At 71.9% G+C, this 24,503-nt stretch carries 20 protein-coding genes, 1 tRNA gene and 1 pseudogene; 13 read left to right on the top strand and 9 right to left on the bottom strand.

The features are described from left to right. Positions 1-391: 391 nt before the first annotated feature. Positions 392-481 (top strand) — tRNA-Ser (locus tag FFG40_RS16260). A 58-nt stretch (positions 482-539) separates the two neighbouring features. Here the strand turns inward: FFG40_RS16260 and FFG40_RS16255 are convergent. Then, a pseudogene (locus FFG40_RS16255) lies at positions 540-788 on the bottom strand (tyrosine-type recombinase/integrase); the annotation flags it as partial. Between the two features lie 69 nt (positions 789-857). Here FFG40_RS16255 and FFG40_RS16250 point away from each other — a divergent pair. From FFG40_RS16250 to FFG40_RS16240, 3 genes are all read left to right on the top strand, one after another. Beyond that, the gene (locus FFG40_RS16250; RefSeq protein ID WP_138804078.1) at positions 858-1,463 is read left to right on the top strand and encodes a hypothetical protein; all 606 of its coding nucleotides are present in this window, start codon (positions 858-860) and stop codon (positions 1,461-1,463) included. Positions 1,464-1,543: 80 nt separating this feature from the next. After that, on the top strand, positions 1,544-2,473 hold the full coding sequence (locus tag FFG40_RS16245; protein ID WP_138804079.1) for a hypothetical protein: 930 nt from the start codon (positions 1,544-1,546) through the stop codon (positions 2,471-2,473). A gap of 55 nt (positions 2,474-2,528) precedes the next feature. Next, positions 2,529-2,741: a hypothetical protein gene (locus tag FFG40_RS16240; protein WP_138804080.1), complete on the top strand. Its 213-nt coding sequence runs from the start codon at positions 2,529-2,531 to the stop codon at positions 2,739-2,741. Positions 2,742-2,744: 3 nt separating this feature from the next. Here FFG40_RS16240 and FFG40_RS16235 read toward each other — a convergent pair whose 3' ends face one another. Both FFG40_RS16235 and FFG40_RS16230 read right to left on the bottom strand, forming a co-directional pair. Then, complete coding sequence (locus FFG40_RS16235; RefSeq protein WP_138804081.1) at positions 2,745-2,948, bottom strand: hypothetical protein; 204 nt, start codon at positions 2,946-2,948, stop codon at positions 2,745-2,747. A gap of 269 nt (positions 2,949-3,217) precedes the next feature. Continuing rightward, on the bottom strand, positions 3,218-4,408 hold the full coding sequence (locus FFG40_RS16230) for an MFS transporter (RefSeq protein ID WP_138804082.1): 1,191 nt from the start codon (positions 4,406-4,408) through the stop codon (positions 3,218-3,220). A gap of 127 nt (positions 4,409-4,535) precedes the next feature. On the opposite strand from FFG40_RS16230, the gene FFG40_RS16225 reads away from it, so the two are divergent. Continuing rightward, entirely contained in the window at positions 4,536-4,985 is a 450-nt protein-coding gene (locus FFG40_RS16225) for a MarR family winged helix-turn-helix transcriptional regulator (protein ID WP_111057605.1), read from the top strand. A 78-nt stretch (positions 4,986-5,063) separates the two neighbouring features. On the opposite strand, the gene FFG40_RS16220 is transcribed toward FFG40_RS16225, so the two are convergent. After that, positions 5,064-6,068, bottom strand: a complete 1,005-nt coding sequence (locus FFG40_RS16220) for a LacI family DNA-binding transcriptional regulator (RefSeq protein WP_138804083.1) — start codon at positions 6,066-6,068, stop codon at positions 5,064-5,066. 116 nt (positions 6,069-6,184) lie between these two features. Here FFG40_RS16220 and FFG40_RS16215 point away from each other — a divergent pair, with 116 nt between their 5' ends. From FFG40_RS16215 to FFG40_RS16195, 5 genes are all read left to right on the top strand, one after another. Beyond that, the gene (locus FFG40_RS16215; protein WP_138804084.1) at positions 6,185-7,402 is read left to right on the top strand and encodes a Gfo/Idh/MocA family protein; all 1,218 of its coding nucleotides are present in this window, start codon (positions 6,185-6,187) and stop codon (positions 7,400-7,402) included. Then, entirely contained in the window at positions 7,399-8,403 is a 1,005-nt protein-coding gene (locus FFG40_RS16210; RefSeq protein WP_138804085.1) for a sugar phosphate isomerase/epimerase, read from the top strand. The genes FFG40_RS16215 and FFG40_RS16210 overlap by 4 nt, the downstream gene beginning before the upstream one ends. Before the next feature lie 202 nt (positions 8,404-8,605). Further along, entirely contained in the window at positions 8,606-9,610 is a 1,005-nt protein-coding gene (locus FFG40_RS16205) for a MoxR family ATPase (RefSeq protein WP_071246894.1), read from the top strand. After that, a complete protein-coding gene (locus FFG40_RS16200) occupies positions 9,610-10,941 on the top strand; it encodes a DUF58 domain-containing protein (protein WP_138804086.1) in 1,332 nt (443 codons plus the stop codon). The genes FFG40_RS16205 and FFG40_RS16200 overlap by 1 nt, the downstream gene beginning before the upstream one ends. 5 nt (positions 10,942-10,946) lie before the next feature. Continuing rightward, positions 10,947-13,298 carry a DUF3488 and transglutaminase-like domain-containing protein gene (locus FFG40_RS16195; protein ID WP_138804087.1) on the top strand — a complete coding sequence of 784 codons (2,352 nt, stop codon included), beginning with the start codon at positions 10,947-10,949 and terminating at the stop codon, positions 13,296-13,298. 394 nt (positions 13,299-13,692) lie between these two features. Here FFG40_RS16195 and FFG40_RS16190 read toward each other — a convergent pair whose 3' ends face one another. Both FFG40_RS16190 and FFG40_RS16185 read right to left on the bottom strand, forming a co-directional pair. Continuing rightward, the gene (locus tag FFG40_RS16190; protein WP_185974217.1) at positions 13,693-14,295 is read right to left on the bottom strand and encodes a TetR/AcrR family transcriptional regulator; all 603 of its coding nucleotides are present in this window, start codon (positions 14,293-14,295) and stop codon (positions 13,693-13,695) included. A 248-nt stretch (positions 14,296-14,543) separates the two neighbouring features. Then, positions 14,544-15,305, bottom strand: coding sequence for a trimeric intracellular cation channel family protein (locus tag FFG40_RS16185; protein ID WP_111038270.1), 762 nt, complete (start codon positions 15,303-15,305; stop codon positions 14,544-14,546). 69 nt (positions 15,306-15,374) lie between these two features. On the opposite strand from FFG40_RS16185, the gene efeU reads away from it, so the two are divergent. The 3 genes from efeU to efeB are packed head-to-tail and all read left to right on the top strand — an operon-like array spanning position 15,375 to position 19,478. Further along, positions 15,375-16,985 carry an iron uptake transporter permease EfeU gene (gene efeU / locus FFG40_RS16180; protein ID WP_138804089.1) on the top strand — a complete coding sequence of 537 codons (1,611 nt, stop codon included), beginning with the start codon at positions 15,375-15,377 and terminating at the stop codon, positions 16,983-16,985. Further along, positions 16,972-18,195, top strand: coding sequence for an iron uptake system protein EfeO (gene efeO, locus FFG40_RS16175; protein ID WP_138804090.1), 1,224 nt, complete (start codon positions 16,972-16,974; stop codon positions 18,193-18,195). The genes efeU and efeO overlap by 14 nt, the downstream gene beginning before the upstream one ends. Next, on the top strand, positions 18,192-19,478 hold the full coding sequence (gene efeB, locus FFG40_RS16170) for an iron uptake transporter deferrochelatase/peroxidase subunit (protein WP_138804091.1): 1,287 nt from the start codon (positions 18,192-18,194) through the stop codon (positions 19,476-19,478). The genes efeO and efeB overlap by 4 nt, the downstream gene beginning before the upstream one ends. Before the next feature lie 321 nt (positions 19,479-19,799). On the opposite strand, the gene FFG40_RS16165 is transcribed toward efeB, so the two are convergent. The 3 genes from FFG40_RS16165 to FFG40_RS16155 form a co-directional block, all read right to left on the bottom strand. Next, positions 19,800-22,169, bottom strand: coding sequence for a bifunctional UDP-sugar hydrolase/5'-nucleotidase (locus FFG40_RS16165; protein ID WP_138804092.1), 2,370 nt, complete (start codon positions 22,167-22,169; stop codon positions 19,800-19,802). 193 nt (positions 22,170-22,362) lie between these two features. Further along, the gene (locus FFG40_RS16160) at positions 22,363-23,289 is read right to left on the bottom strand and encodes a sugar phosphate isomerase/epimerase (RefSeq protein ID WP_138804093.1); all 927 of its coding nucleotides are present in this window, start codon (positions 23,287-23,289) and stop codon (positions 22,363-22,365) included. After that, a complete protein-coding gene (locus FFG40_RS16155; protein WP_185974216.1) occupies positions 23,286-24,443 on the bottom strand; it encodes a Gfo/Idh/MocA family protein in 1,158 nt (385 codons plus the stop codon). Before FFG40_RS16155 ends, FFG40_RS16160 begins: the two co-directional genes overlap by 4 nt. Positions 24,444-24,503 lie beyond the last annotated feature (60 nt).

The following is a 24,503-nucleotide window of genomic DNA, read 5'->3' as shown; positions in this document are numbered from 1 at the left end:
GGCGGCGCAGTGTCGCTTTCGAGGGCCCGACCGTTGCCGTGCGTGCGTGCGCCGGGACGTCAGCAGTGCACCCGCCTCGAACGCAGAAACGGGGGCGCGGTGGTGGGCCGCGCCCCCAGGGGAGTCGCTCCCCGCCGGGCGCCACGCGATCGGGCGCGCCGGGCCCGCACGGGGAACGACGTCGGGTGCTGTGTCGCGACGACGGGGACGAGCCCCGGAACGTGATTGCCGCGTCCCGATGATGCTATGCAGTGGGGTACGCCCCGACAACCCCCACGTGTCCCCACTTCGGGGGACCGAGTGTGACGGGCCGTGCCACGCGCGGGCGTGCGTCGGGTCGAGAGTGGTGCGGTCCTCCTGTATGGTGGTCGCAGCGCTCGCGAGAGTGCTTGGAGACGTCGCATAGTCCGGCCGAGTGCACCACCCTGCTAAGGTGGAGTCCCCTTTGAGGGGACCGAGGGTTCAAATCCCTCCGTCTCCGCACACGAGAAGCCCTTCCGATCCGCATGAACACGCGGGGCGGAGGGGCTTCCGCCGTTTCAGGAAGCGGCCGAGCCCCACAAATCGAACACATCTGCCGCACGCGCCGCGTCGTCCAGGCCGTCCGCGAGGGCCGTCAGGTCGTCGTCGAACAGGTCCGCGTACACGTCCAGCGTCATCGCCGCGGAAGCATGACCGAGCATCCGCTGCACGGCCTTCACGTTCGCGCCCGAGCTGATCGCCAGCGACGCGGCCGTGTGACGAAGATCGTGCGGCGTCATGGGATCCAGCCCGCACTCCGCCACCAGATCATCGCCACCACTGTCGCCCGGCAGATCCGCGACGCCTCCCCCTCGCGTAAGCCCCGAGGTCTCGTCGTGGGGAAGGCGTCGACGAACCTCGTCGCCGACCCGCTGAGCGCACGATCGTCCGCAGGTGACTGGTTCGAGATGACGGGCAACACAGCCGGCGTGACGATCTCGTTCGCGGCAGACACGAGCGGGGAGCTGCCCGCGGGACGGTGGACGCAGTGGGAGTTCGACGCGACCGCTGCGGGCGGTCTGCGCCGCTTCACCGTCCCGAACATCACGCCCCCAGCCGCCGGCACCCGACTCGTCGTCGCGGCACACCTTCAGGTCGAAGACGTTGCCGGCGGGTGGGAGGCGCACGTCGCTGATGGGTCCGCGGGGCTGGCGCTGAACGTCCTGAACGCGAACAGCGGGGTCGGCATCGCCACCGCGCTGCAGCGCACCATCGGGATCCGCCGCACGGACACCGCGGCGGTCTACGACATCGGCACCGTCGTGTTCCCGTTCGACATGCCCGCCGGCGTCACGTCGACGATGCTGGTGTTCTACCTGACGCTCCCGACCGGAGACCACGTCCGACTGCGCGCCGGCGCGGTCGGGGTCCTGAACGCCACCGCGCTGGGACTCGCTAGCGAGTTCACGTACCCGCTCGCGCCGGTCAACAGCCCAGCCTGACCATCGCTAACGGCAAGACCCCCCTCGGGTTCCTTCGGGAGCTCGAGGGGGTTCTGTGTCAGTAGTGTGACCCTTCCGACGTGGAGGGGGATTCCGTGCCCGAAAATGCTTCTCAGGACGACGTACTGACTTCTGGTACCGAGGCGATGCGCCGCCTTCTCCGTGGCCAGACCCCCGAGGAAGAGCTGCGTTCCACTGCAGAGTTGAAAGGCTGGCTGGACGCCATCCCGGTACTTGTCGAACGCGCAGAGAAGCTCGCACAGATTCATTCCAGTCGACGAAGCGTGATGTCCGTGGACGACGAGCATTCGAACCCGATCCAGTTCAGTCACATGGTTCACTTCTGCATGCTCGTCGCGATTGACGACCTCCAAGCGCTCCGTCAACTCATGCACCCAGATGGCGCCGATGTTGTCTCTGTGCCGATCTTCGCGATGTATCCGCTCCTGCGCGGGGTCATCGAAGCATCCGCTCAGGCCATCTGGCTGCTTGAGGGGGCTGACCGCACAGAACGCCTCACTCGCCTCGTCCGGGCACGCTCGACCGAGCTCGCGTATGAACAAGACCTTGCCCGGGAGATCGCCAAGTCCCTGCCCGCGGGACGTGAGCGACAGGAGATGGAGAAGCAGATCAAGAAGGACCGCCGACGGCGCAGGTCGTACATCATTGACGTCATCGAGCAGAACGGCCTCGACCGCGGTGCTTGCGACGTGACTATGCCTGGTTACGGCCCGCTAGTCGAGCTGGCCGGTCCGCATGTGGGTATCAATGGGAACCTCGTGCGGTCGGTCTGGCAATTCGTCAGCGGCCTCACGCACCCATCGACTGCCCGGGCCCTCACTGCTTCGACGCTGATCGAAGTGGCTCCTGCTCGCGGGAACATTCGGAGTGCCCGCGTGGAGGCCGATATCGGGCAGGTCACCGTCGTCTTCCCGCTGGCCATCCGTCTCTACCGCGTTGCTGACAGCCTCCGAAGGACCCGAATGGTTCAGGCTCCGGGCGATGACTAGCAGCGAAACGGCGGACGGTTGTCAGCGTCAAGTGTCTCGGTCTAGCCTCATCGACATGGGAGTCACCAGCCGCGGTTACAACGACGAAGCCATGCTTGCCGGTCTCGAGGCGCTGCCCGACGAGGCCGTCATTGACTACGAAGTCGCGAGCGTCATCAGCTACAGTCCGCCGATCGCCAACGGCATCACTACCGCGAAGGTGGTCGTCACGCAGACGTGGACCGTGGACGTGCCGACCGCTCAGCAGCTGATCGAAGAGTCGAGCTGAGCCTCACGGCTCGGATCGCAGCGACCGCAACCAGCGGATTCCCTCTTCCCGCGTGATGATCGGCTTCATCTTCGCCGGGTAGCAGGGGATCAGCTCGCTGCGCCGGATCGCGCCACGAATCGTCGTCTCCGAGAGGTCGACGGCCTTCGCGAAGTTCGGGATGGAGTACGCGAGCTTCCACTCGACTTCTCGGTCTTCAACGTTCATGGAAGGCAGCGTACGCAGGCGCGTCGCCGGGCCCCACAAATCGCCCACAATTTAGCAGATCGGACGTTATCGCAGGGATCGTTAGGCGCGGCCCGAATGCCGTGATTCCGGGGTTGGGGAGTCATTTGCAACGTACCGAACGGTGTCCAGCAGGGTTCAAATCCCTCCGTCTCCGCAGTACTGAAAACTGCGGCCCTGACAGTTGCAGCACGAAAGCCCGGTCCGATCGGACCGGGCTTTCGTCGTTCCTGGCGCCCGAAGCGCCGGCGTCAGACCGTCGCGATGCTCCCCGTCGTCGTGGTCCGCACTCCCGCGCGCCCCCGACGCACCGCGCTCATCGCCACGAGCGTCAGCACCACGGCCGCCAGGGTGATCCCCGACCCCGCCCAGATCGGCGACGTGTACCCGAGCCCGGCGGCGATGGTCAGACCGCCGATCCAGGCCCCGAGCGCGTTGCCGAGGTTGAACGCGGCGATGTTCGCCCCGCTCGCCAGGGTCGGCGCGTGGTCGGCGTACCGCATCACCCGCGTCTGCAGGGCCGGGACGGTCGCGAACCCGAACGCCCCCATCAGCACGAGGGCGATCACGGTGAGCACCGGCGAGGTCGCGACGAGGGCGAACGCCGCGAGCACCACGGTCAGCACGACGAGCACCACGAGCAACGTGCGGTCGATCGAGCGGGCCGCGAGCTTGCCGCCGGCGAAGTTGCCGACGAACAGCCCGATGCCGAACACGATGAGCAGCCACGGCACCGCCGACGACGGGAACCCGGACACCGAGGTCAGCGTGTACGCGATGTAGGTGAAGGCGCCGAACATCCCGCCGTAGCCGAGCACGGTCATGCCGAGCGACAGCCAGACCTGCCCGGACCGGAAGGCGCTGAGTTCGCGGGCGAGCGACGGGACCTCGGTGGAGCGGACCGCGGGGACGAGGACGAGCACGCCGATCAGGGCGACGACACCGATGGCCGCGATCGCCCAGAACGTCGCACGCCAGCCGGCGGCCTGGCCGAGGAAGGTGCCGAACGGTACGCCGAGCACGTTCGACGCGGTGAGCCCGGTGAACATCAGGGCGACGGCCGACGCGCGCTTGGACCGCTCGACCATGTTCGCGGCGACGACCGAGCCGATGCCGAAGAACGCTCCGTGGCACAGGGCGGCGATGACACGGCCGGTCATCATCACGCCGTAGGTCGGGGCGATCGCGGACAGGGTGTTGCCGACGATGAACAGCACGAGCAGCCCGAGCAGGACGGGCTTGCGGGGGAGTCGGGTGGTCGCGGCGGTGAGCCCGAGGGCCCCGACGATGACCGCCAGGGCGTACCCGGTGACGAGCCAGCCAGCGGTGGTCTCGGTGACGCCGTAGTCGGCCGCCACCTCGGGCAGCAGCCCGGTGATGACGAACTCGGTCAGGCCGATGCCGAATCCGCCGAGTGCGAGGGCGATGAGTCCCGCGGGCATGGATGTCCTTCCGTCGTGCAGCTGTGCCGCGTACGCTGGTTGTTGCAGACGCGGGACATCGATAGTTGCACACGCGGGGTATCCGCGCAAGCAACTGTTGCCGTCTGCACCGACCGAAGGAGCCCCGATGTCTGTCGACGACACCTCCACCGCCGTCCGCGCCCACGGTTGGCGCACCCTGGCGGCGCTGCACGGCCTGATCGAGACGCGCCTGGAGCGGGACCTCCGGCAGGTCGACCTGTCCGTCGTGGAGTTCACGGTGCTCGATGCCCTGCGCCGGCAGGACGGCTTCCACATGCGCATGCAGCAGCTCGCGCGCGCGGCCGCCCTCAGCCCGAGTGCGACCACCCGGCTGGTGAACCGGCTCGAGGAGCGCGCCCTGCTGACCCGCGTCCTGTGCGCCGACGACCGTCGCGGGCTCTACACGGAGCTCACGCACGCCGGACAGGTCCTGCTCGAGCGTGCGACACCGATCCACGCCGCGGCGCTCGAGGGCGCCCTCGCCGAGGCGCACGAGGTCCCCGAACTCGCCGACCTGGCCGAGTCCGTCGAGCGGCTCGAGGGCGCGCGCGTCTGACCTCGGGTCACCTCGCACCCGGCCTGGAGGCCCGGCGCACTCCCGCCCCGCCGGCGTCGGCCCCGGGGCGGTCACCACTCAGGCGCGCGGCGGCCCCGTCGTCGCCCGCACGACGAGCGTCGGTGGCACGAGTGTCCGGATGGGATCCGTCGGCGTCCCCGCTGCGGCGCCGATCCGCTCGACCAACCGCGCAGCCGCCAGGCGCCCCACCTCGTCGTTGTGCGGGTCGACCGTCGTCAGGCGCAGCAGGGGTGACGCGGCGAGCGGGGTCTCGTCGTTGCCGATCACCGAGACGTCCTGCGGCACGCGGAGTCCGGCTTCCTGCACGGCGGCGATCGCGCCCATCGCCATGACGTCGTTCGCGGCGAACACCGCGGTCAGGTCGGGGTGCTCCCGGAGTGCGAGCCGCATGCCCTCGTAGCCGGTGGTCTCCGAGGTCGGGCCGGAGCCGTAGACCAGCGGCTCGATGCCGGACGCGACCAGCTGCGCGACGGTGGCCTGACGGCGGACGGCAGCCGGGCCTCCCGAGCCGGTGACGTGGGCGATGCGGTGGTGACCCAGGCCGATCAGGTGATCCGCTGCCAACCGCCCGCCGGCGGCTTCGTCGGAGGCGACCACGTCGAGTTCGCCCGGTACGTCCTCGCGCGCGCCGGCGATCACGACCGGGGTGTCGGCGGGGACGACGACGTCGGGGAAGCCCTCGGCGGCGAGCACCACGCCGTCGACCCGCAGGGAGACCAGGTCGTCGAACGGGGACGAGTCGAGGTGGGCGTTGGCCCGGGTGTCGGCCAGGGTGAGGCGGAGTCCGTGCGGGGCGAGGGCCTCACGGATGCCGTCCAGCATCGGGACGTACCAGGGGTTCCGGAAGTCGTCGACGATGACCCCGATGGTGCGGGTCCGGGTGCCGGCGAGGATGGCGGCGGCGCGGTTCGGGCGGTAGCCGAGCTCCGCGACGGCGGCGAGCACCGCGGAGCGGCGGGCCTGGGAGACCCCGGGATCGTCGCGCAGCACCATCGACACCAGGGATTTCGAGACGCCTGCGCGTGCGGCGACGTCGATGATCGTCGGCGGGCGAGGGGTCACGCTGAGCCTTTCCGGCACGGTGCTTGACAGGACATGGGCTGGTACGGCTACAGTCTACCGACACGTTCTGGAACGTTCCAGAATCGGGATCCAGCGACCTTCTCGAAGGAGAGAACATGAGCGACAGCATCGGCGTCGCCGTCATCGGCGCGGGCATGGCGGGCAAGGCCCACATGGCTGCGTGGCGGAACGCACCCTCCCTCTTCACCGCGACGCTGCCACCGGTCCGGCTCGTCTCGGTCGGCGACGTCTACGAGCCCCTCGCCGCCGAGGCCGCACGGCGCTTCGGCTACGAGCGGCACGACACCGACTGGCGCGCCGTCGCGGCGGCGGACGACATCGACGTGGTGAGCGTCGTCGTCGCGAACACCCTGCACCGCGAGATCGTCGAGGGGCTGCTCGCCGCCGGCAAGCACGTGCTGTGCGAGAAGCCGCTGTCCGACTCGCTCGACGACGCCCGCGCGATGGCGTCCGCCGCTGCCGAGGCCGCGCAGCGCGGGGTGCTCGGCCGCATCGGGTTCACCTACCGCCGGGCTCCCGGCCTCGCGGCCATCAGGGAGCTCGTCGAGGACGGCACACTCGGCCGGGTCCTGCACGTCTCCGGCCGGTACTGGACCGACTACGGCGCCTCGCCCGACGTCCCGTTCTCGTGGCGCTTCGCGGGGGAGCCGGGGTCCGGCGCGCTCGCCGACGTCGGCTCGCACCTGTCCTACGTCGCCGAGTTCCTGGCCGGCCCGGTCCGGAGCGTCAGCGGTGGGACGTTCACCACGTCGATCACCGAGCGCCCCGTGGCCGCCGGACACGCCCTGCGGGGGCAGGCCGTCCCGCTCACCGGTGAGACCGCGGCCGTCGGCAACGACGACTACGCCACGTTCAGCGCACGCTTCGGTGACGGCACGGTCGTCGGGTCGCTCGAGGCCTCGCGCGTCGCGGCCGGGCACCCGAACGGCCTCGTCATCGAGGTGTTCTGCGAGCGCGGCGCCGCCCGCTGGGACCAGGAGCGCGCCTCCGAGATCGGCCTCGCGCTGCAGCCCGACGGCTCGCGCACGGGCGGGTACCGCCAGGTCGTGCTCGGCCCCGACCACCCCTACGTCGCGGGCGGCATGGCGATGGACGCCCCGGGCGTCGGCTGGGGGCAGAACCAGATGTTCGAGTACCAGGCGCGGGCGTTCCTCGACGAGATCGCCGGGCTGACCGGCGCCGTGCCCGACGCCCTGCCCGCGAACGCCACGTTCGACGACGGCGTGCACAACATGGAGGTCCTCGACGCGGTGGCACGGTCCGCCGCGGCCGGAGGCGCCACCGAGACGATCAAGGAAGCAGTGACGGCATGAAGCTCGGTCTCTACGACGCGATCCTGCACGACCGGCCCCTCGCCGACGCGCTCCGGGTCATCGCGGCCAACGGCCTCACCGGCATCGAGCTGAACACCGGTGGGTTCCTGCCCCCGGTGCACGTGCCCGACATCGACGCGATCCTGCAGGACGACGGGGCGCGTGACGCGTTCCTCGCGCAGTTCGCGGGGACCGGCGTCGAGATCGCCGGGCTGAACTGCAACGGCAACCCGCTGCACCCCGATCCGGCGATCGGTCCCGCGCACGCCGAGGACGTCCGGCGGAGCATCCGCCTCGCAGCCCGCCTCGGGCAGGACCGTGTCGTCACGATGTCCGGACTGCCGGCGGGGGAGCCGGGCGGGACGCGGCCGAACTGGATCGTGAACGCCTGGAACTCGGCCGCGCTCGACGTCCTCGAGCACCAGTGGGGCGTCGCGGTGCCGTTCTGGCAGGAGATCGACGCCCTGGCCCGGGAGCACGGCGTCAAGGTCGCGCTCGAGCTGCACCCGCAGAACCTCGTGTTCAACCCGGCGTCGATCCGGGAGCTCGTCGAGCGCGGCGGGCTGACCAACATCGGGGTCGAGCTGGACGCCTCGCACCTGTTCTGGCAGCAGATGGACCCGGTGGCGGTCGCCCACGACCTCGGGCCGCTCGTGTTCCACGCCGCCGCGAAGGACGTGAGGATCAACCCGCATGCCGCGATCAACGGGGTGCTCGACAACTCGTTCCGCCGGCTCACGCCGGACGAGCCGCGCACGAACCTCGGCGGCGGCGAGTGGGCGAACGAGTGGCCGAAGCCGTCGGCGTGGGACTTCGTCGCGCTCGGCAAGGGGCACGACCAGGCGTACTGGACGACGTTCCTCGAGGCCCTGCGTGCGATCGACCCGGACATGTGGGTGAACATCGAGCACGAGGACACCGAGCTCGGGCGCGAAGAAGGGGTCGCGGTCGCCGCGCGCGTGCTGCGCGCCGCGGACGCGGCGCTGGCGCACCGGTCCTGACCGTCCGTCAGCTGACCCGGACACCGCCTGGAGGCCCGTGGGCCGTTCCGCGCACGGGGTGACGGATCGGCGTGTGGTGGGTCGTGCCTCCCGGCCCCACCACGCGCGGATCGGCCACCGGTGCGCGGAACGACCAGTCCGTGCACCCGTACCGGGTGCTGTCACCGGCCCGATGTAGCATGCACGACACCTGTCCCCGACGATGGAGCCCTGCGTGCCGGACCCGACCGACCCCGCCTTCCCGCTCGAACACGTGCGGGCGGTGGGCGACGACATCGTGGCCTCCGTCGCCACGGTGATCGACGGCAAGGCGGAAGCCATCCGCACGGCCCTGACGGTGATGCTCGCCGAGGGGCACCTGCTCGTCGAGGACGTCCCCGGCGTCGGCAAGACCGTGCTCGCGAAGGCGCTCGGTGCCTCGGTCGGCGGATCGGTGAACCGCATCCAGTTCACCTCGGACATGCTGCCGTCCGACGTCACGGGCGTGAACATCTTCGACCAGTCGTCCGGTACCTTCCGGTTCTCGCCCGGCCCGGTGTTCGCGAACGTGGTCATCGGCGACGAGATCAACCGCACCAGCCCGAAGACCCAGTCGGCCCTGCTCGAGGCGATGGCGGAGTCGCAGGTCACCGTCGACGGTGTCACGCGCCCGCTCGACCGGCCGTTCATGATCGTCGCGACGCAGAACCCGATCGACATGGAGGGCACGTACCCGCTGCCCGAGGCGCAGCGGGACCGCTTCATGGCGCGCATCGCGATGGGCTACCCGAGCGTGGACGCCGAACGGCAGATGCTCGCGAACCGTGGCGGCAGCGACCCGCTGTCGCGCCTGCGGCCGATCGTCGACGTCGGCACACTGCGGGCGATCATCCAGACCGTCGCCGGGGTGCACATCGCCCCCGACGTCGAGGCGTACATCATCGCGATCGTCCGGTCGACGCGCACCCACCCCGACCTCGTGCTCGGTGCGAGCCCCCGCGCGACGTTGCACCTGGCGCAGGCCGCCCGTGCGCACGCCGCCCTGCTCGGCCGCCCGTTCGTCACCCCCGACGACGTCGCGACGCTCGCCCCGATCGTGCTCGCGCACCGGCTCGTGCCGGTCGCCCGCGGGCTCGGCGGCACCGGCGAGGACACCGTGCGCGAGATCGTCGTCCGCATCGTCTCCGACACCGCCATCCCGTTCACGGCCACCCCCGTCCGCTCCTGATGGCCGCTCCATCGGCACCGCCGTCGCTGCTGCGACGCGTCGGTGCCGCGCGGTCCACGGCGGCACGGTTCGGCCGACGCGGGCTGTCACTGGCACGCCGCACCCCGTTCCCGCGCCCGACGATCCGGGGCTGGACGGTCATCGCCGTCGGCATCGGCCTGGTCGGCGGCGGCCTGGTCGGCACCACGAGCGTCGCCGTCACGGCCGGCCTGCTGCTGCTCGTGCTGGTCGTGCTCGGCATCGCGATGGCGTTCGTCGTCGCCACCCCGCTCCGCGGCAGCCGCAGCACCGCTCGGGCGATCGTCCAGGTGGGCGAGGTCTACCGGGAACGCATCACCCTCGGCAGCACCAGCCTGCGGATCGGCCCGCGGGCGACGCTGCTCGTGCGCGAACAGCTCGAGGATGCCTTCGCCAGCCTGGCCGAGGCGGAGACCTACGCCGAGGTCGGGCCGAACCTGCCGCCCGCCGTGCTCGACGTCGAGGCGCTCGCGATGCACCGCGGCCGGACGCTGGTCGGGCCGGTGACGATCCGGGTCGAGGACCCGTTCGGCCTGCTCCGGATCGACCGTCCCGTCGTCCCGGTCGAAGAAGTCGTCGTCGTCCCGGCCTCGGCACCCCTCGGGGCGATCGACGCCGGGGCGCTCGCCGGTGCGGTCTCGGCCGACGAGGGCCGGGTCGGACAGGGCGGCTCCGCCGACGACAGCGAACTCCGCCCGTACCGACCGGGCGACCCGATCCGCCGGGTGCACTGGGCCCAGAGTGCACGGCGCGGGGAACTCCACGTCCGCCAGACCACCCAGGCCCAGCCGCCCGAGGCCGTGATCGCCCTCGACGTCCGGCGCGAGTCCTACCAGCGGCTCGGTCGAGAGGACCTCGCCGAGCTCTCCGACCTGGGCGGCGAACAGGCCTTCGAGCACGCCGTCGTGGTGGCCGCCAGTGTCGCCCGGGCGCTCGCCGCCCGGACCTCCCGCGTCGTGCTCGTGTTCGACGGCCCCGAGGGCGCGACCCGGCACGCGGGCGACGTCGGCGGGCTCACCGACGTGCTCGTCGGGCTCGCCGACGTCCGGCTCCGCTCCGACGCGCGACAGGTGACCGACGTCCTGCCCGAGGTCCGTGGCCGCGACGTGCACGGCATGACCGCCGTGGTGACCGGCACCTGCACCGCGGACGAAGCCGCCGAGCTCGTCAGCGCGACCAGTGGGTCGAGCCGCGGCATCCTGGCGACGATCGTGCCGCCGGACCCGGCCGTGCGGGGCATCCTCGACCGTGGCGGCTGGCGGACCCTCGTGGTGCCGGTCGTCGGCGCGACGCCGTCCGGAGCCGCACGGTGACCGGGGTGAGCGCACCCGCGCGTGGCCGTGCCGACGTGCGCGAGATCCTCGAGCGCGACGACGACCTGCGTGACGTCCCGAGCGCCTGGGTCGTGGCCCTCGCGCCGGTGCCCGTGCTCCTCGCCGCACTCGCCATCCGGCCGCTCGTGCAGGGCATCGCCTGGTGGGCGTCGGGCGTCGTCGTCGTCGCCGTGCTCGTCGCCGTGATGCTCGCGGTGCGCCGCCAGACGCCCGGTATCCGCTTCGTCGTCCTGGTCGGCACCGTCATCGCCTGCTCGTGCGCCGCCGCCCTGGTCAACGACATCCAACCGCTCGGGTGGCTCGACGCGGACGGGGCCCTCGGGGAGACGCTCGCCGCGATCCGCCTGAATCCCGCACCGCTGCCGCAGACCGACGCGATCCGGCTCGTGGTCACCGCGTCGATCGGCTGGGTCGCTGCGGTCTCGCTGTTCCTCGCCGCCATCGCGCGGATCCCGTCGCTCGCCGCGGCACCGGCCCTGGTCATCCTGATCGTTCCGGGTGTCATCACCGGGCAGCCGGCCGGCACCCCGCTCGTCATCGCCACGGCGGTGGCGTTCCTCGCCCTGCTCTGGCTGTCCGTCCGCCCCGTGCAGCGCGCACTGCCGGCCGCCGTGGTCGGGGCGATCGGGCTCGTCGTGGCCATCGGGCTGCCGACGATCGTGCCGCTCAACGCCAGCTGGTTGTCCGGCGTGACGGGTGCGATCCAGTCGCCGATCCAGCCCGGACGGCCCGGCACCCTGCTCGAACTCGGCAACGACCTGCGCCGCCCGAGCGAGCTCGAGGTGTTCCGCTACCGCTCGTCGGACGGACAGCCCGAGTACCTCAAGCTCGCCGACCTGGACGAGTTCGGCACGGGGGACTGGGTGCCGACCGTGACGAACGCGGCCGAGGCCGACACGGCCGACGAGCAGCAGTGGGCCGAGGGCGTCAACCCGCGCCTCGCGAGCCGCGGCGACGTGACCGTCCGGATCACCGGGCTGTCCAGCACCTACCTGCCGGTGCCGTCGGGCGCGGTGTCGATCGAGTCGCAGTCCACCAACCTCGACCTGTCGCAGTGGCGGTGGATGGGGAACTCGAGCACCGTCCGGTCGACCGGAGCCGCGACCGCCCGCGGTGCGATGTACGAGGTCTACGGGGCCTCGACCTTCGCCAACGACTACCTCGACGCGGTCGCCGCCTCGGGGGTGCTCGCCCGCTCCGACGGCCGTGGCTTCCGGGAGCCCAGCCGCCAGCAGCTGCGCACCGACCTCGCCCTGCCCGACGACCTGCCGGCGAACATCTCGACCACCGCGACCCGCGTCGCCGCAGCCGCGACCGACGACTACGGGCGGGCACGGGCACTCGAGCAGTGGTTCCGCAGCGACCTGTTCACGTACTCCGAGACCGCCCCCGTCGAGCAGGGCTACGACGGCGACAGCATGGACGTCGTCTCGACGTTCCTGCGGGTCCGCGACGGGTACTGCGTGCACTTCTCGTCCGCGATGGCCGTGATGGCCCGCACGCTCGGCATCCCCTCGCGCATCGCGGTCGGGTACCGGGCCGGGTCGCCGCAGGCCGACGGCGAGTACGCGGTGTCGAACCGGCAGCTGCACTCCTGGCCCGAGCTGTACATCCAGGGCGCCGGGTGGGTCGCCTTCGAGCCGACGCCCGACTCCGACGAGGCCGCGCCGTCCGAGGAGCCCTCGGCCTCGCCGACCGCGGCGGCACCGGAGACCCCGCTGCCGGCGCCCGAGCAGACCACCCCGGCGCAGGATTCCGCGTCACCGACCCCGTCGGCCTCCCCGGCGCCGGGTGCCGCGGGTGCGTCCGGCTCCGGCGACGCGGGTGGCCCTGTCGGGCTGCTCGTGGGGCTGCTGCTCGTGCTCGCGGTCCTCGTCGCCCCGGGCCTCGTGCGCGCTGTCCGCCGCCGGTCGAGGCTGTCGGCGATCGCCGCCGGCCGGTCGCCCGCCGTGCAGGCCTGGCGGGAGTTGCTCGACGACGTCGCCGACCACGGGTACTCCCCGGGCATCGCGCCGCCGGGTGATGCCGCCGCCGTGGCCCGGACCGCCCGAGCCGTGCTCGGACGACTGCGTCCCGGGTTGCCGGCCTCGGTCGTGCCGCACCTGGAGGCCACCGTCGACGCGGTCGATCGTGAGCGCTTCGCCGCCGACGGGGCTGCAGCGGTGGACACTTCGGCGCTGGAGCGGCACGTCCGCGAAGCTCGTGTCGCTCTCGACGCGTCGGTGCCCGCCCTGCGAGTCGTGCGGTCGCGCCTGCTGCCGCCGAGCCTGCTGCCGTCGTCCTCCTGGTCCCACGACGGGCCGAAGCCCCGTCGTCGCGATCGTCGCACGGCCTGACGCGGGCGCGAGCGCGAGCGCGCGTGCGCACCGTGCGAGCCTCGCACGGTGCGGGGTTCGTCGGGTGGTGCGTGGTTGGTGGTTCGGTGCGGGGCTGTGGGCGGGCACGGGGCGGTCGAGCGGGCACGGGGTCGCGAACCTCGCACGGTGCGGGCTCCGTTGGGCGATGGCTCGGCGGGTGTTGCACGGTGCGGGGTGCGTCGGGTGGTGCGTGGTTGGTGGTTCGGTGCGGGGCTGTGGGCGGGCACGGGGCGGTCGAGCGGGCACGGGTTCGCGAACCTCGCACGGTGCGAAGCCCCCGCCCCAGCCCCGACCCCCGCACGCACCGCCCAACCGCCGCACGAACCGCGCAGCTCTGCCCGCGCCCGCGCACGCGCCCGCGCCGAGCCGCGCGTCAGCGCCGGCGGACGACCGCCTCGACCAGCGTCGCGATGAGCTCACCCGGGTCGACGCCGGGCAGCGCCGGCGCGTCGAACACCAGGCCGACGTTCGCCCCGATGAGCACGGTCGCGAACTCCTCCGGGGTCATGCCGACGTCGACCTCGGGGTGCGCACCGAGCCACAGCCGCACCAGCTCGAGCACCCCGTCCTGCAGGACCCGGCGCTGCCGGATGAACTCGGGCAGGAACTCCGGGTGGCGCACGGCGTACCCGCGGAACGCCGAGAGCAGCGCGAACTGCTCGCTCTGGTCGTGCTGCCCGAACGCGGCGCGCAGGACGTCCCCGACGTCGACGGCGGCGATGTCGGCGTGCACGAGCTCCTGCAGTGAGCCGAGCACCAGGTTCGTGGACCGCTGCATGACCTGCGCGAGCAGGTCTTCCTTGGACGAGAAGTTCGAGTAGACCGCACCCTTGCTGAACCCCGCACGTGCGGCGACGTCGTCGAGCCGGGCACCGTACACACCCTGTTCGGCGAAGACCGCGGCTCCGGCGGCGAGCAGGCGTTCCCGGACCTCGGCACGCGGGATGCGCTGGGTGGGGGAAGCGTCGTCGCTCATCGGTTGCTGCTTTCGACCTGTGCAGGTGGTCGTCGGGGAGAGCATCGTGGTGGAGACCTGCCGCGCCGCGCGTCTGATCCCGCGCGGCATCAGCGAAGCCCCCATCCCCACGTCTGCTCGGAACCGGCGCGTTCGGGTCGCGTCGGTGCTGTGCGGACAGCGTTCACCGGGACGATCCCCGGTAGAACTGCCAGGACGATACCCGGCGGTACTGATCGTAGCGTCGCGACGCCGCGGATGACAGCCCCTCAGTCCTCGTGCTCTTCCCGGACACTTCCGGCACCGGTCCGACGGCCCGGACGCCGGAGCAACCGGAGCGCGTCCGGCCGCAGGCTCCGACCACGCCGCAGCAGCGAACCGAGGGTCGACTTCGGCTGCCAGTCACGGCCGTTCGGCAGCCCCCAACCCCGGCGGACCGCTCCCCAGCGGAGCCCGAGCGACAGGGTGATCGCGAGCAGGATGCCGAGCGACGGCGACCCGAGCGCCGAGGCGATCACCATCACGGCCGACGCGGCGACGGCCACGGTGGCGTACAGCGCGTTCCCGCCGAACACCGCCGGCACCCGTCGCAGCAGCAGGTCGCGCATGGCCCCGCCGCCGACCGCGGTGATGGTCCCCATGATGATCGCGGCGGGCCAGTCGAGTCCGGCGTCGTAGGTCCGCTGCACGCCGACCACGGCCCAGAACCCGATCACGGCGGCGTCGAGCACGGTGAACAGCCGGTCCCACGTCACCTCGGAGAACGACACGAGGAACGCGATGAGCGCCCCGGCGACGGCGACCGGCACGTACAGCGGGTCGACGAGTGCGACGGGTGGTCCGTTCTGCAGCAGGGTGTCGCGGAGCATCCCGCCGCCGAGTCCGGAGACGAACCCGACGACCAGGAACCCGAACAGGTCGAAGTCCATCGCGCGGGCGATGGAGCCGCCGAGCAGGGCGGACGCGAAGACCCCGGCGAGGTCGAGCACGTTCGTGACCGACGCCAGGCCGTCGACGGACAGCAGGTTCATGAGAACCATCAAACATCACGTCGCACGACTGGCGGGCCGTTCGGCGGTTAGGTTAGCCTCACCTTCGTCATGCTCGCCACTCTCGTCATCGGTCTCCGTGAAGGCCTCGAAGCCACGCTCATCGTCGGCATCATCGCCGCGTTCCTGCGTCGCAACCGCGTCCCGCTCGCCCCGATGTGGTCGGGCGTCGGGCTCGCGGTGCTGCTCAGCATCGCCGTCGGCTTCGGGCTGCAGGCCGTCGAGCAGGCGCTGCCGCAGGCCCAGCAGGAGGGCATGGAGGCGGTCATCGGCATCGTCGCCGTCGTCTTCGTGACGGGCATGATCGTGTGGATGCGCACGCACGCGCGCACCCTGACGGCCGACCTCGAGGCCAGTGCCACCGCGGCGCTCGGCCGGGGCACCGCCTGGGCACTCGCCGGCATGGCGTTCCTCGCCGTCCTGAAGGAGGGCTTCGAGACCTCGGTGTTCCTCCTCGCCACGTTCCAGGCGTCGTCGGACACCGGCCTCGCCGCCCTCGGCGCCGTGATCGGCATCGGGGCCGCGGTCGTCGTCGGCTTCGGTATCTACACCGGTGGCGTCCGCCTCAACCTGTCGCGGTTCTTCACCGGCACCGGGGTCTTCCTGGTCTTCGTCGCCGGCGGCCTGGTGCTGACCGTCCTCCGCCGCGCGCACGAGGCCGGCTGGATCGTCATCGGCCAGCAGCGCACCGTCGACCTGTCGTGGCTCGCCCCGAACGGTTCGGTGCAGGGCGCCCTGGTCACCGGCGTGCTCGGCATCCCGCCGGACCCGCGGGTCATCGAGGTGCTCGGCTGGTTCCTCTACGTCGTCCCGGTGCTGGCCCTGACCCTGTGGCCGCGCGCCTGGCGTCCGTCGCCGGAGCGCGTGCCCCGGGTGCGCGCCGTCGTCGCCGGTGCACTGGCCGTGGCCGCAGCGGCGCTCGCGATCGCCGTGCCGACGGGCGGGGTCGACCTGCCCCGCACGACCGCGGTCAGTGGCGACGCCAGCTCCGTCTCCGCCAGCGTCGACGGTGCGTCCGGCGTCCTGCGGGTGGCCGGCACCGGAACCGGCCAGGAGGCCCGACTCGACTTGCCGACGTCGGCTCACCGCCGCGTCACCCGCGCGGGCGTGACCGCCGACCGGTGGCGCGTCGTGCAGGACGGGGCCGGCGATCAGGGGAGCGGCGCCGACCGTCCGTCGACGCTGACCCTGGACGACCTCGTCACCCTGTTCGGCCGCCTGCCCGTCGGGGTCTCCCCGTCGACGAACCCCGGTCCGTTCGCGGCCCGCTGGGCCGTGCGCGACACGGTGACCCTGTGGACGGTCCGCGGTGGGGTCCTGGACGCGGCCCGCGACGAACGCGAGGTGCTGACGCTGAGCGGTGGGGGCCTCCCGTCCGCGCGCACCACGAGCCTGGACCGCACCGTCTGGTCTGTCCCCGACGCCCGCGTCGAGCGGTCGGCCGCCTCGGTGGCCGCCGCGGACTCACGATCAGCCGACCTGCTGCTCTGGAAGGCCTGGCTGCCGATCGCCCTCGGCATCGCCGCCGCCGCGCAGGCGCTGCTGGCCCTCCGTGACCGCCGTCGCCGGCGACTCCCCACCACCCCCACCCCCGAACCCGTCCCCGCTCGTGGCCCTCCGGCCGCGGACCCTGCAAGGAGCACCGACCATGTCCTTCGGTAAGCCCGTCCGACCCCTGATCACCCTGGGCGCCCTCGGCGCCGTCACCGCCCTCGCGCTCACCGGTTGCGCCGGTGGGTCCGCCGAGGCCGGCGGCTCCGGCTCCGGCGACGCGAAGGTCTCCCGCGTCACCATCACGCTCACCAACGACGGGCAGGACGCCTGTGCGGTGTCCTCGACGAAGGTCCCCGCGGGTCCCGTCACCTTCACGGTGAAAAACGAGTCGTCGACCGCGATCACCGAGGTCGAGCTGCTGCAGGACCAGCGGATCCTCGGCGAGAAGGAGAACCTGGCGCCCGGCCTCGACGCCGTCCGTTTCACCGCCACGCTGACCGGCGGGAAGTACCAGGTGTACTGCCCCGGTGCCGAGACCGAGCTGACGGACTTCACCGTCACCGGCAAGGCCGCGTCGACCGCGAACAGCAGCGCCTCGACCCTGCTCCGCGACGGGACGAAGGGCTACGCGACCTACGTCGACGGCCAGGTCACCGACATGGTCGCCGCCGTCCAGCAGCTGCAGAAGGACATCGACGCCGGCGACCTCGTCGCGGCGAAGACCGACTACGCGAACGCCCGCCCGTTCTACGAGCACGTCGAGAGCGACGTCGACGGTTTCGTCAAGAAGGGGTTCAAGGCCACCGACAACGCCGGCAACCTCGACTACCTGATCGACATGCGCGCCTCGAACCTCGACCCGGCCGTCGGCTGGAGCGGGTTCCACGCCGTCGAGAAGGACCTGTTCCAGGCCGGGAAGATCACCGCGTCGACCAAGCAGACCGCCGCGGACCTGACCGAGGACGTGCAGCTGCTCGCGAAGCTGGTGCCGACCCTGGACTACAAGCCGGAGGACCTGGCGAACGGTGCCGCCGGCCTGCTCGAAGAGGTGCAGTCGAACAAGATCACCGGCGAGGAAGAGGCGTACAGCCACATCGACCTCGTCGACCTCGCTGCCAACGTCGAGGGTGCCCGTCAGGCCTTCGCGTACCTCAAGCCGGGGCTGACCAAGCTCGACCCGACCCTGACGAAGCAGATCGCGAAGCAGTTCGACGCCACGAACACGCTGATGGACGGCTACCGCGACGCCGACGACCTGGGCGGCTTCGCCAGCTGGGACGCCGCGACCAAGAAGTCTGACGCGAACACGATCTCGCAGCAGATCCAGGCGCTCCAGGACCCGCTGTCCCGCCTGGCCGAGAAGGTCGCGACCGCGTGACCGAGCCGGACGAGGCACCCCGGGCGAACGTCTCCCGCCGCGGGCTGTTCGGCGCCGGCCTGGCCGTGGCCGGTGCCGGGGTCGGGGCGGCTGCGGGCATCGGCGGCGCCACCGCGGCGACCGGCGTGAACCCGTTCACGGCGGCGACGAACGGTGACGAGTCGATCGACCTGTCGCAGAGCCAGCCGTTCTACGCCACCGCGGCACGGCAGCCGCAGGGCGGGATCCGCACCACCCCGCAGCGGTACTGCGTCTACATGACGTTCGACCTGTCGACCACCGTCACGACCGAGCTGCAGGTGCTCCTCGCCCGCTGGTCGGCCGCGATCGCCCAGCTGCAGGCCGGCAAGACCGTCGGCAGCGTCGAACCGGCGCACGGCAACGGGGTCGGCGCCGACACCGGCGAGGCGCTCGACCTCGGACCCGCGTCCCTCACCGTCACGGTGGGCCTGGGGCCCGGCGTCTTCGACGAGCGCTTCGGGCTGGCCGACCGGCGCCCGGCGTCGCTCGCCGACATCCCGACCCTGCCGAGCGACAACCTGCAGGAGGGGCTGACCGGGGGCGACCTGTCCCTGCAGGCCTGCGCCGACGACCCCCAGGTGGCGTACCACGCGGTGCGCGACCTGGCACGGATGGCCCGCGGCACCGCGACCGTCCGGTGGACCGTGCTCGGCTTCGGCCGGGCATCGGCGGGGCCGCACCAGAGCACGCCCCGCAACCTGATGGGGTTCAAGGACGGCACCCGGAACATCACGACCGACGCCGACCACGACCGGTTCGTCTGGCTCGACCGCGACGCCGGGTGGATGGCCGGCGGCAGCTACCAGGTGGTGCGGAAGATCCGGATGAACATCGAGACGTGGGACGCCGACGTCGTCAGCGACCAGCAGCGGGTGTTCGGGCGGACGAAGATCCAGGGCGCACCGCTCTCCGGCGGACAGGAGCACACCACGCCGGACTTCCACGCGAAGGACAGCGACGGTGCGACGAAGATCGACGCGACGTCGCACATCGCGCTCGCCGCGCACGAGGCGAACGGCGGTGTGAAGATCCTGCGGCGGCCGTACAACTACACCGACGGGCTCAACGAGTACGGCCAGCTCGACGCCGGGCTGCTGTTCATCGCCTACGTGAACGACCCGGACCACTTCACGCGGCTGCAGCGGAAGCTCGGCGCCTCGGACCGGCTGAACGAGTACGTCTCGCACATCGGCTCCGCGGTGTTCGCCGTCCCGCCGGCACCCCGCAAGGGGTCGTACATCGGCGAGCAGCTGTTCCGCTGAGCTGAGTCGCTGCGACGCCAGGGTGGGCGTCCTCCGCCGTTTCCCTGGAGGCGGAGGACGCCCGCGTCGCGGAGTCTCGCCGAACGGAACCACCGTCGACTTGCTGAAAGCGACCCGGCACGACGCGTCGCGGTGCGACAACCCCGAGAGTACCCCGCGGATCCGCGGATCCGCAGTGATCGACCGGGATGGGACAGCAACCGTGACCGCCGGGTCGCGCGACGCGTGCGCCGGAGTTGTGCCGGGCCTCCTGACCGACGCGAACGGGCCGCCTCACCAGGGTGAGACGGCCCGTTCGCGTGTGTGCCCGCAGGCTCGGGGTCAGTCCGTCAGGACCGTCGCGGCACGTCGTACGCGGTTGCGGCGGAGGACCACGAGCGCCGTGATCCCGGCGAGCAGGAGCAGGCCCGCCGCGATCGCCGGAGCGGTCAGGTCCGCACCCGTGTAGGCGAGGTCGCCACCGGCGCGCGGGTCGTCGTCGGTCCCGCCGACGCCACCGATGCCGGCGTCGTCACCGCCACCCGCGCCGGGGCCGGGGGTGACCCCGCCGCCCGTGCCCGGGGTCGGGTCGACCGGGTCCGTCGGGTCCGTGGGGTCGGTCGGGTCCGTCGGGTCGACCGCTGCGGCGACCGGGATCGTCACGGCGAGGGTGATGGTCTGGCCGGGCAGGGTGACCACGAGCGGTGCGTCCGTCGTGGCGACGGGCTCGGCCACCGCGGCGAGCGAGACGGAGCCGGCGGTGCGGGCGGCGGCGCGTGCCGCCGGGGCCTCGATCTCGGGGACCGTGACGGTCAGGGTCGCGCGACCCTGCTCGTCGTTCTTGTCGGTGATCGTCGGGTCGATCGCCGACGACGCCAGCTCCTTGCCGTCCGCGCTGACCGAGACGGTGCCGGCCTCCGCGGGGTCCTCGCTGCTGAACACGAGCGACGACAGGTCGAGTTCGATCTCGTCACCGGGCTGGAACCCACCGGCCGGGGTCGGGGTGACCGTGACGCCGACGGCGCGCTGGTCCTTCAGGGGATCGACCTTCGGGTGGTCGGTGAAGTAGTCCACCTGGGCCTGCAGGTCGACCTGGCCGGAGTCGGCGACGTTCGTGCCGGTCGCGAAGGCGGCGAAGTTGTCGCCACCGGTCGACAGGAACGAGTTGACGGTCACCTTGAGGGTGTCGGTCAGCGCGATCGGCTCGCCGTCGAGGGTCATGCCGGTGATGCGCTCGCCGCGGCCCTTCGACGAGTCGTAGGTGTACGCGAAGCCGTCCGAGACGCCGAGCTTCAGGAACGGACGCTCGAGGCCGTCCGGCTGCCACTGCTGCTCGAGGGCGTTCTTGATCTGCTGGCCGGTCATGTCCTTCGTCACCAGGGTGTTGGCGAACGGCTGGACGAGCGCGGCCTCCTTGTAGGTGACGGTGCCGTCCGGGTCGCCGGCGCCGCTGGACGCGTAGACCATGTCGGTGCGGAGGCCGCCCGGGTTCATGAAGGCGACCTTCGAGCCGTTGCGCGCGGTGGCGCTGCGCTGGACCTCGGCGATGTAGTTGCCGAGCACGGACTCGCCACCGCGGTTCTCGGCCTTGCGGTCGGACTGCACGGCGCGACGCAGGTCACCCGTGATCTCGCCGAGCTTCTCGCCGCCCTTGACGTCGGCAACGGCCTTCGCGGCGGTCACGATGTCGCTCACCTCGGTGACCGAGGTGGTGTCAGCGGGGACACGCTTGTCCTCGTTGACGGAGGTGACCGAGGACGTGATGCCGGTGAGCTGCTTGTCCGCGTCCACGGTGAGCTGCAGGTGTCCGAGGTTCACCCCGTAGGACCCGGCCTGGATCACCGGACGCTTCGTGCCGTCGGGGCCGGCGATGGAGTGGTTGTAGGTCGCGTGGGTGTGCGCCGAGACGATGGCCGAGACCTTCGACGAGACGCCGGAGGTGATCTTGCCGAAGGCGCCGGTGCCGGTGGCGTCGGCGAGCGCGCTCGTGGTGGCGCCCTCGTGGACGAGCAGGACGAGCACGTCGGCCTCGTCGTTGTCGTCCCTGCCGTCCGTGAGCTGCTCGGCGTACCGGTTGACCTGGCTGACGATCGGGGCCATCGCGAGGCCCTCGACCCCGCCGGGGCTGACGAGCCCGGGGATGAGGTCCTCGGTGGTCGCGCCGATGAAGCCGACCTTCACGCCGCCCTTCTCCACGATGGAGTACGGCGTGAACGCGGGGTCGGTGGTGCCGGCCGTGACGATGTTCGCCGAGACGTACGGCCAGTCGGCGCGGCCGTCGATGCGGTTCTTCAGGTCGTCCTGGCCCTTGTCGAGCTCGTGGTTGCCGATCGCGCTGACGTCGAGGTCCATGGCGTTCAGGGCGTCGATCGTGGGGGAGTCCTGCTGGATGAGCGAGGTGAAGGTCGAGGCGCCCACGTTGTCGCCGACGCTGGCGAAGATCGTGTTCGGGTTGGCCTCGCGGTACGACTGCACGACGCCGGCGAGCTTCGCGGCGCCGGCGGCCTTGTCGGCGGCGGTGCCCTCGGACTCGATGCGACCGTGGAAGTCGTTGACGTCGATGATGTCGATCGTCGTGTCGCCCTCGGCGGCGACGGCTGCGGACGGGACGGAGAGTGCGACCAGGACCCCGGCGGTGGCGAGGGCCGCGCCGGCGCCGAGGCGTCGTCGGGTCGTCGCACCGGCGGTTCCGGTGGTGTGGGAAGTGTTCATCGCCGTCGAACCTACGAAGACGCACAGGCGACTCGCCAGACCCCTGCCGAACTCGTCACACGACGTTCACATCGGCAACACGCGTGGTCGGTCCACGCGGAGTGGACGGGAGGCCCGGATCACGTGACCGACGTCGGTCACGTGATCCGGGCCTCCAGTCCAAGGCCCCGCGCTCGTTGCCGGTGGGTGCTCGCTACTGCTCCTGCGCGATCAGCGGACGCAGCGTGCGGTGCGCGATGCGCAGCCCCTCGAGCACCCTGTCGTCGGTGCCGCCCCAGAGCGGGTCCTCGTGCTCGACGCTCAGCGTGCCCTCGAAGCCCGCCTCGTAGAGGCGGTCGACGACGCGCGGCCAGTCCACGACACCGCGGCCCGGCACGCGGAACCGCCACCAGCCCATGTCCCACGGGTCGTCGCCCTTGTCGACCTTGCCGAAGAACCCGTACTCGTTGCGCCGCTCGGGGAAGAGCTCCAGGTCCTTCGCCTGGGCGTGCACGATGTGCTCGGCGAACGGCAGGATCGTCTCGACCGGGTCGATGCCGATCCACGTCAGGTGCGACGGGTCCCAGTTCAGCCCGAAGCCCAGACCGGTCACCCAGCCCCAGAGCTCGGGGGAGTACGCGATGTTGCCGGGGTACCCGTCCGGGTGCCAGCCCTCCATCACGCAGTTCTCGATGACCAGCCGCACGCCGCGCTCGCCGGCGTAGTCGACGAGCTCGGGCAGGACCCGGTTCCCCTCGGCCATGTTCTCGCGGACGGACTTCGTGGTGTCGCGCCCGATGAAGGTGCCGACGTACGGGATGCCGAGCGCCTGCGCGGTGTCGATCGCGTGCTCGAGGTGGGTCCGCACCGCGGCACGGTGCTCCGGGTCCCGGTGCAGGTTGTTCTCGTAGTAGGCGAGCGCGGAGATCTCGAGCCCGGTGCGGTCGAGCAGGTCGCGGGTGGCCAGGGCGTCCTCGTCGGTGAACGTGGCGACCGGCAGGTGCGCCGCCTCGAAGTCACGGCCGCCGGTGCCCGGCCAGACGGCGACCTCGAGCCGCTCGTACCCCTGCTGCTGGGCGAACCCGGCGATCCGGTCGAGCGACCAGCCGGGCAGGCAGGCGGTCAGCATGCCGAGCTTCACCGGATCTCCCGCCAGGTCGTCTCGGCCGCGCTGCCGATCACGGCCTCGATGATGTCCGCGGAGCGGGCGCCGTCCGCGAACGTCGGCAACCCGTCGGGGGCCACCCCGGTGTGGACCGCGGTGTAGGTGTCGGCGACGAAGGCCGCGAAGGCGTCGAGGTACCCCTGGGGGTGCCCGGCCGGCACGATCGCCAGCCGGCGCTGGTCCGGGTACCCCTGCGACGGGTCGCGGACCACGATCTGCGCGCCGCGCTCGTTGCCGAACCAGGCCGACTCGGGCTGCTCCTGGTCGAACGCCGCGCTGCCGCGGGTGCCGTCGACCTCGAACCACAGGCGGTTCTTGCGGCCCGAGGCGACCTGCGAGATCACGACGTTGCCGATGCGGCCCGTGGCCGTGCGGAAGGTGGCGACGGCGGTGTCCTCGGTGGTGACCTCGGCGCGTTCGGCCGCGTCGGCCACCGGGTCCGGGTCGGGGGAGCCGGAGAACGACGGACCGGACGCCGCCGGCCGGGTCGGGTAGACGATGTCGGTCGCCGCGGACACCGAGGCGAAGCGCTCACCCGTCACGAACTCGACCAGGTCGCACCAGTGCGAGCCGATGTCCGCGAACGCGCGGGACAGCCCGCTCGAGGTCGGGTCGACGCGCCAGCTCGAGGCGTCCTCGTCGAGCATCCAGTCCTGCAGGTAGTGGCCGTGCACCGCGAGCAGCCGGCCGAGCTCCCCGTCGGCAATGCGCGCCCGGATCTCGCGGACCATCGGGTGGTACCGGTACACGAACGGCACCGTGGCCACGACACCGGCCTCGTCGGCGGCGGCGACGAGCTCGGCGGCCTGCGCGGGGTCGATCGCCAGGGGCTTCTCGCACACCACGTTGATGCCGGCCGCGATCACCGCGAGCGCCTGCGGGTGGTGCTGGTCGTTCGGGGTGCAGATGTGCACGACGTCGGGGGCGTCGGCGATGACCTCGTCGAGGGAGGCGTAGCCACGGGGCAGGTCGAGCTGCGCCGCCACCTGCTCCGACCGGGCGGCGTTCCGGCCGAGCACACCGAGGACCTCGGCACCGGAGGCCCGGGCCGCCCGGGCGTGGACCCCGGCGATCATGCCCGTCCCGACCACGGCGACACGGAGGCGTCGCCCTTCGTACCCACTGCTCATGGTGCTCCCTCGCGCCGGACTGACACCACCGTAGCGGCCCGGCCGTCCACCGGGGACGGT

The organism is Curtobacterium sp. KBS0715, from assembly GCF_005938005.2.
GTDB classification, from domain to species: Bacteria; Actinomycetota; Actinomycetes; order Actinomycetales; family Microbacteriaceae; genus Curtobacterium; species Curtobacterium flaccumfaciens.
Note: the sequence above shows the minus strand (reverse complement) of the source record. Positions and strands in the feature narration are given on the sequence as shown.

Excerpts from the sequence above, each read along its gene's own strand:
- FFG40_RS16240 (WP_138804080.1), top strand. The coding sequence starts at position 2,529 with ATGGGAGTCACCAGCCGCGGTTACAACGACGAAGCCATGCTTGCCGGT.
- FFG40_RS16235 (WP_138804081.1), bottom strand. The coding sequence starts at position 2,948 with ATGAACGTTGAAGACCGAGAAGTCGAGTGGAAGCTCGCGTACTCCATC.
- FFG40_RS16230 (WP_138804082.1), bottom strand. The coding sequence starts at position 4,408 with ATGCCCGCGGGACTCATCGCCCTCGCACTCGGCGGATTCGGCATCGGC.
- FFG40_RS16225 (WP_111057605.1), top strand. The coding sequence starts at position 4,536 with ATGTCTGTCGACGACACCTCCACCGCCGTCCGCGCCCACGGTTGGCGC.
- FFG40_RS16215 (WP_138804084.1), top strand. The coding sequence starts at position 6,185 with ATGAGCGACAGCATCGGCGTCGCCGTCATCGGCGCGGGCATGGCGGGC.
- FFG40_RS16210 (WP_138804085.1), top strand. The coding sequence starts at position 7,399 with ATGAAGCTCGGTCTCTACGACGCGATCCTGCACGACCGGCCCCTCGCC.
- FFG40_RS16205 (WP_071246894.1), top strand. The coding sequence starts at position 8,606 with ATGGAGCCCTGCGTGCCGGACCCGACCGACCCCGCCTTCCCGCTCGAA.
- FFG40_RS16200 (WP_138804086.1), top strand. The coding sequence starts at position 9,610 with ATGGCCGCTCCATCGGCACCGCCGTCGCTGCTGCGACGCGTCGGTGCC.
- FFG40_RS16190 (WP_185974217.1), bottom strand. The coding sequence starts at position 14,295 with ATGAGCGACGACGCTTCCCCCACCCAGCGCATCCCGCGTGCCGAGGTC.
- FFG40_RS16185 (WP_111038270.1), bottom strand. The coding sequence starts at position 15,305 with ATGAACCTGCTGTCCGTCGACGGCCTGGCGTCGGTCACGAACGTGCTC.
- efeU (WP_138804089.1), top strand. The coding sequence starts at position 15,375 with ATGCTCGCCACTCTCGTCATCGGTCTCCGTGAAGGCCTCGAAGCCACG.
- efeO (WP_138804090.1), top strand. The coding sequence starts at position 16,972 with ATGTCCTTCGGTAAGCCCGTCCGACCCCTGATCACCCTGGGCGCCCTC.
- FFG40_RS16165 (WP_138804092.1), bottom strand. The coding sequence starts at position 22,169 with ATGAACACTTCCCACACCACCGGAACCGCCGGTGCGACGACCCGACGA.
- FFG40_RS16155 (WP_185974216.1), bottom strand. The coding sequence starts at position 24,443 with ATGAGCAGTGGGTACGAAGGGCGACGCCTCCGTGTCGCCGTGGTCGGG.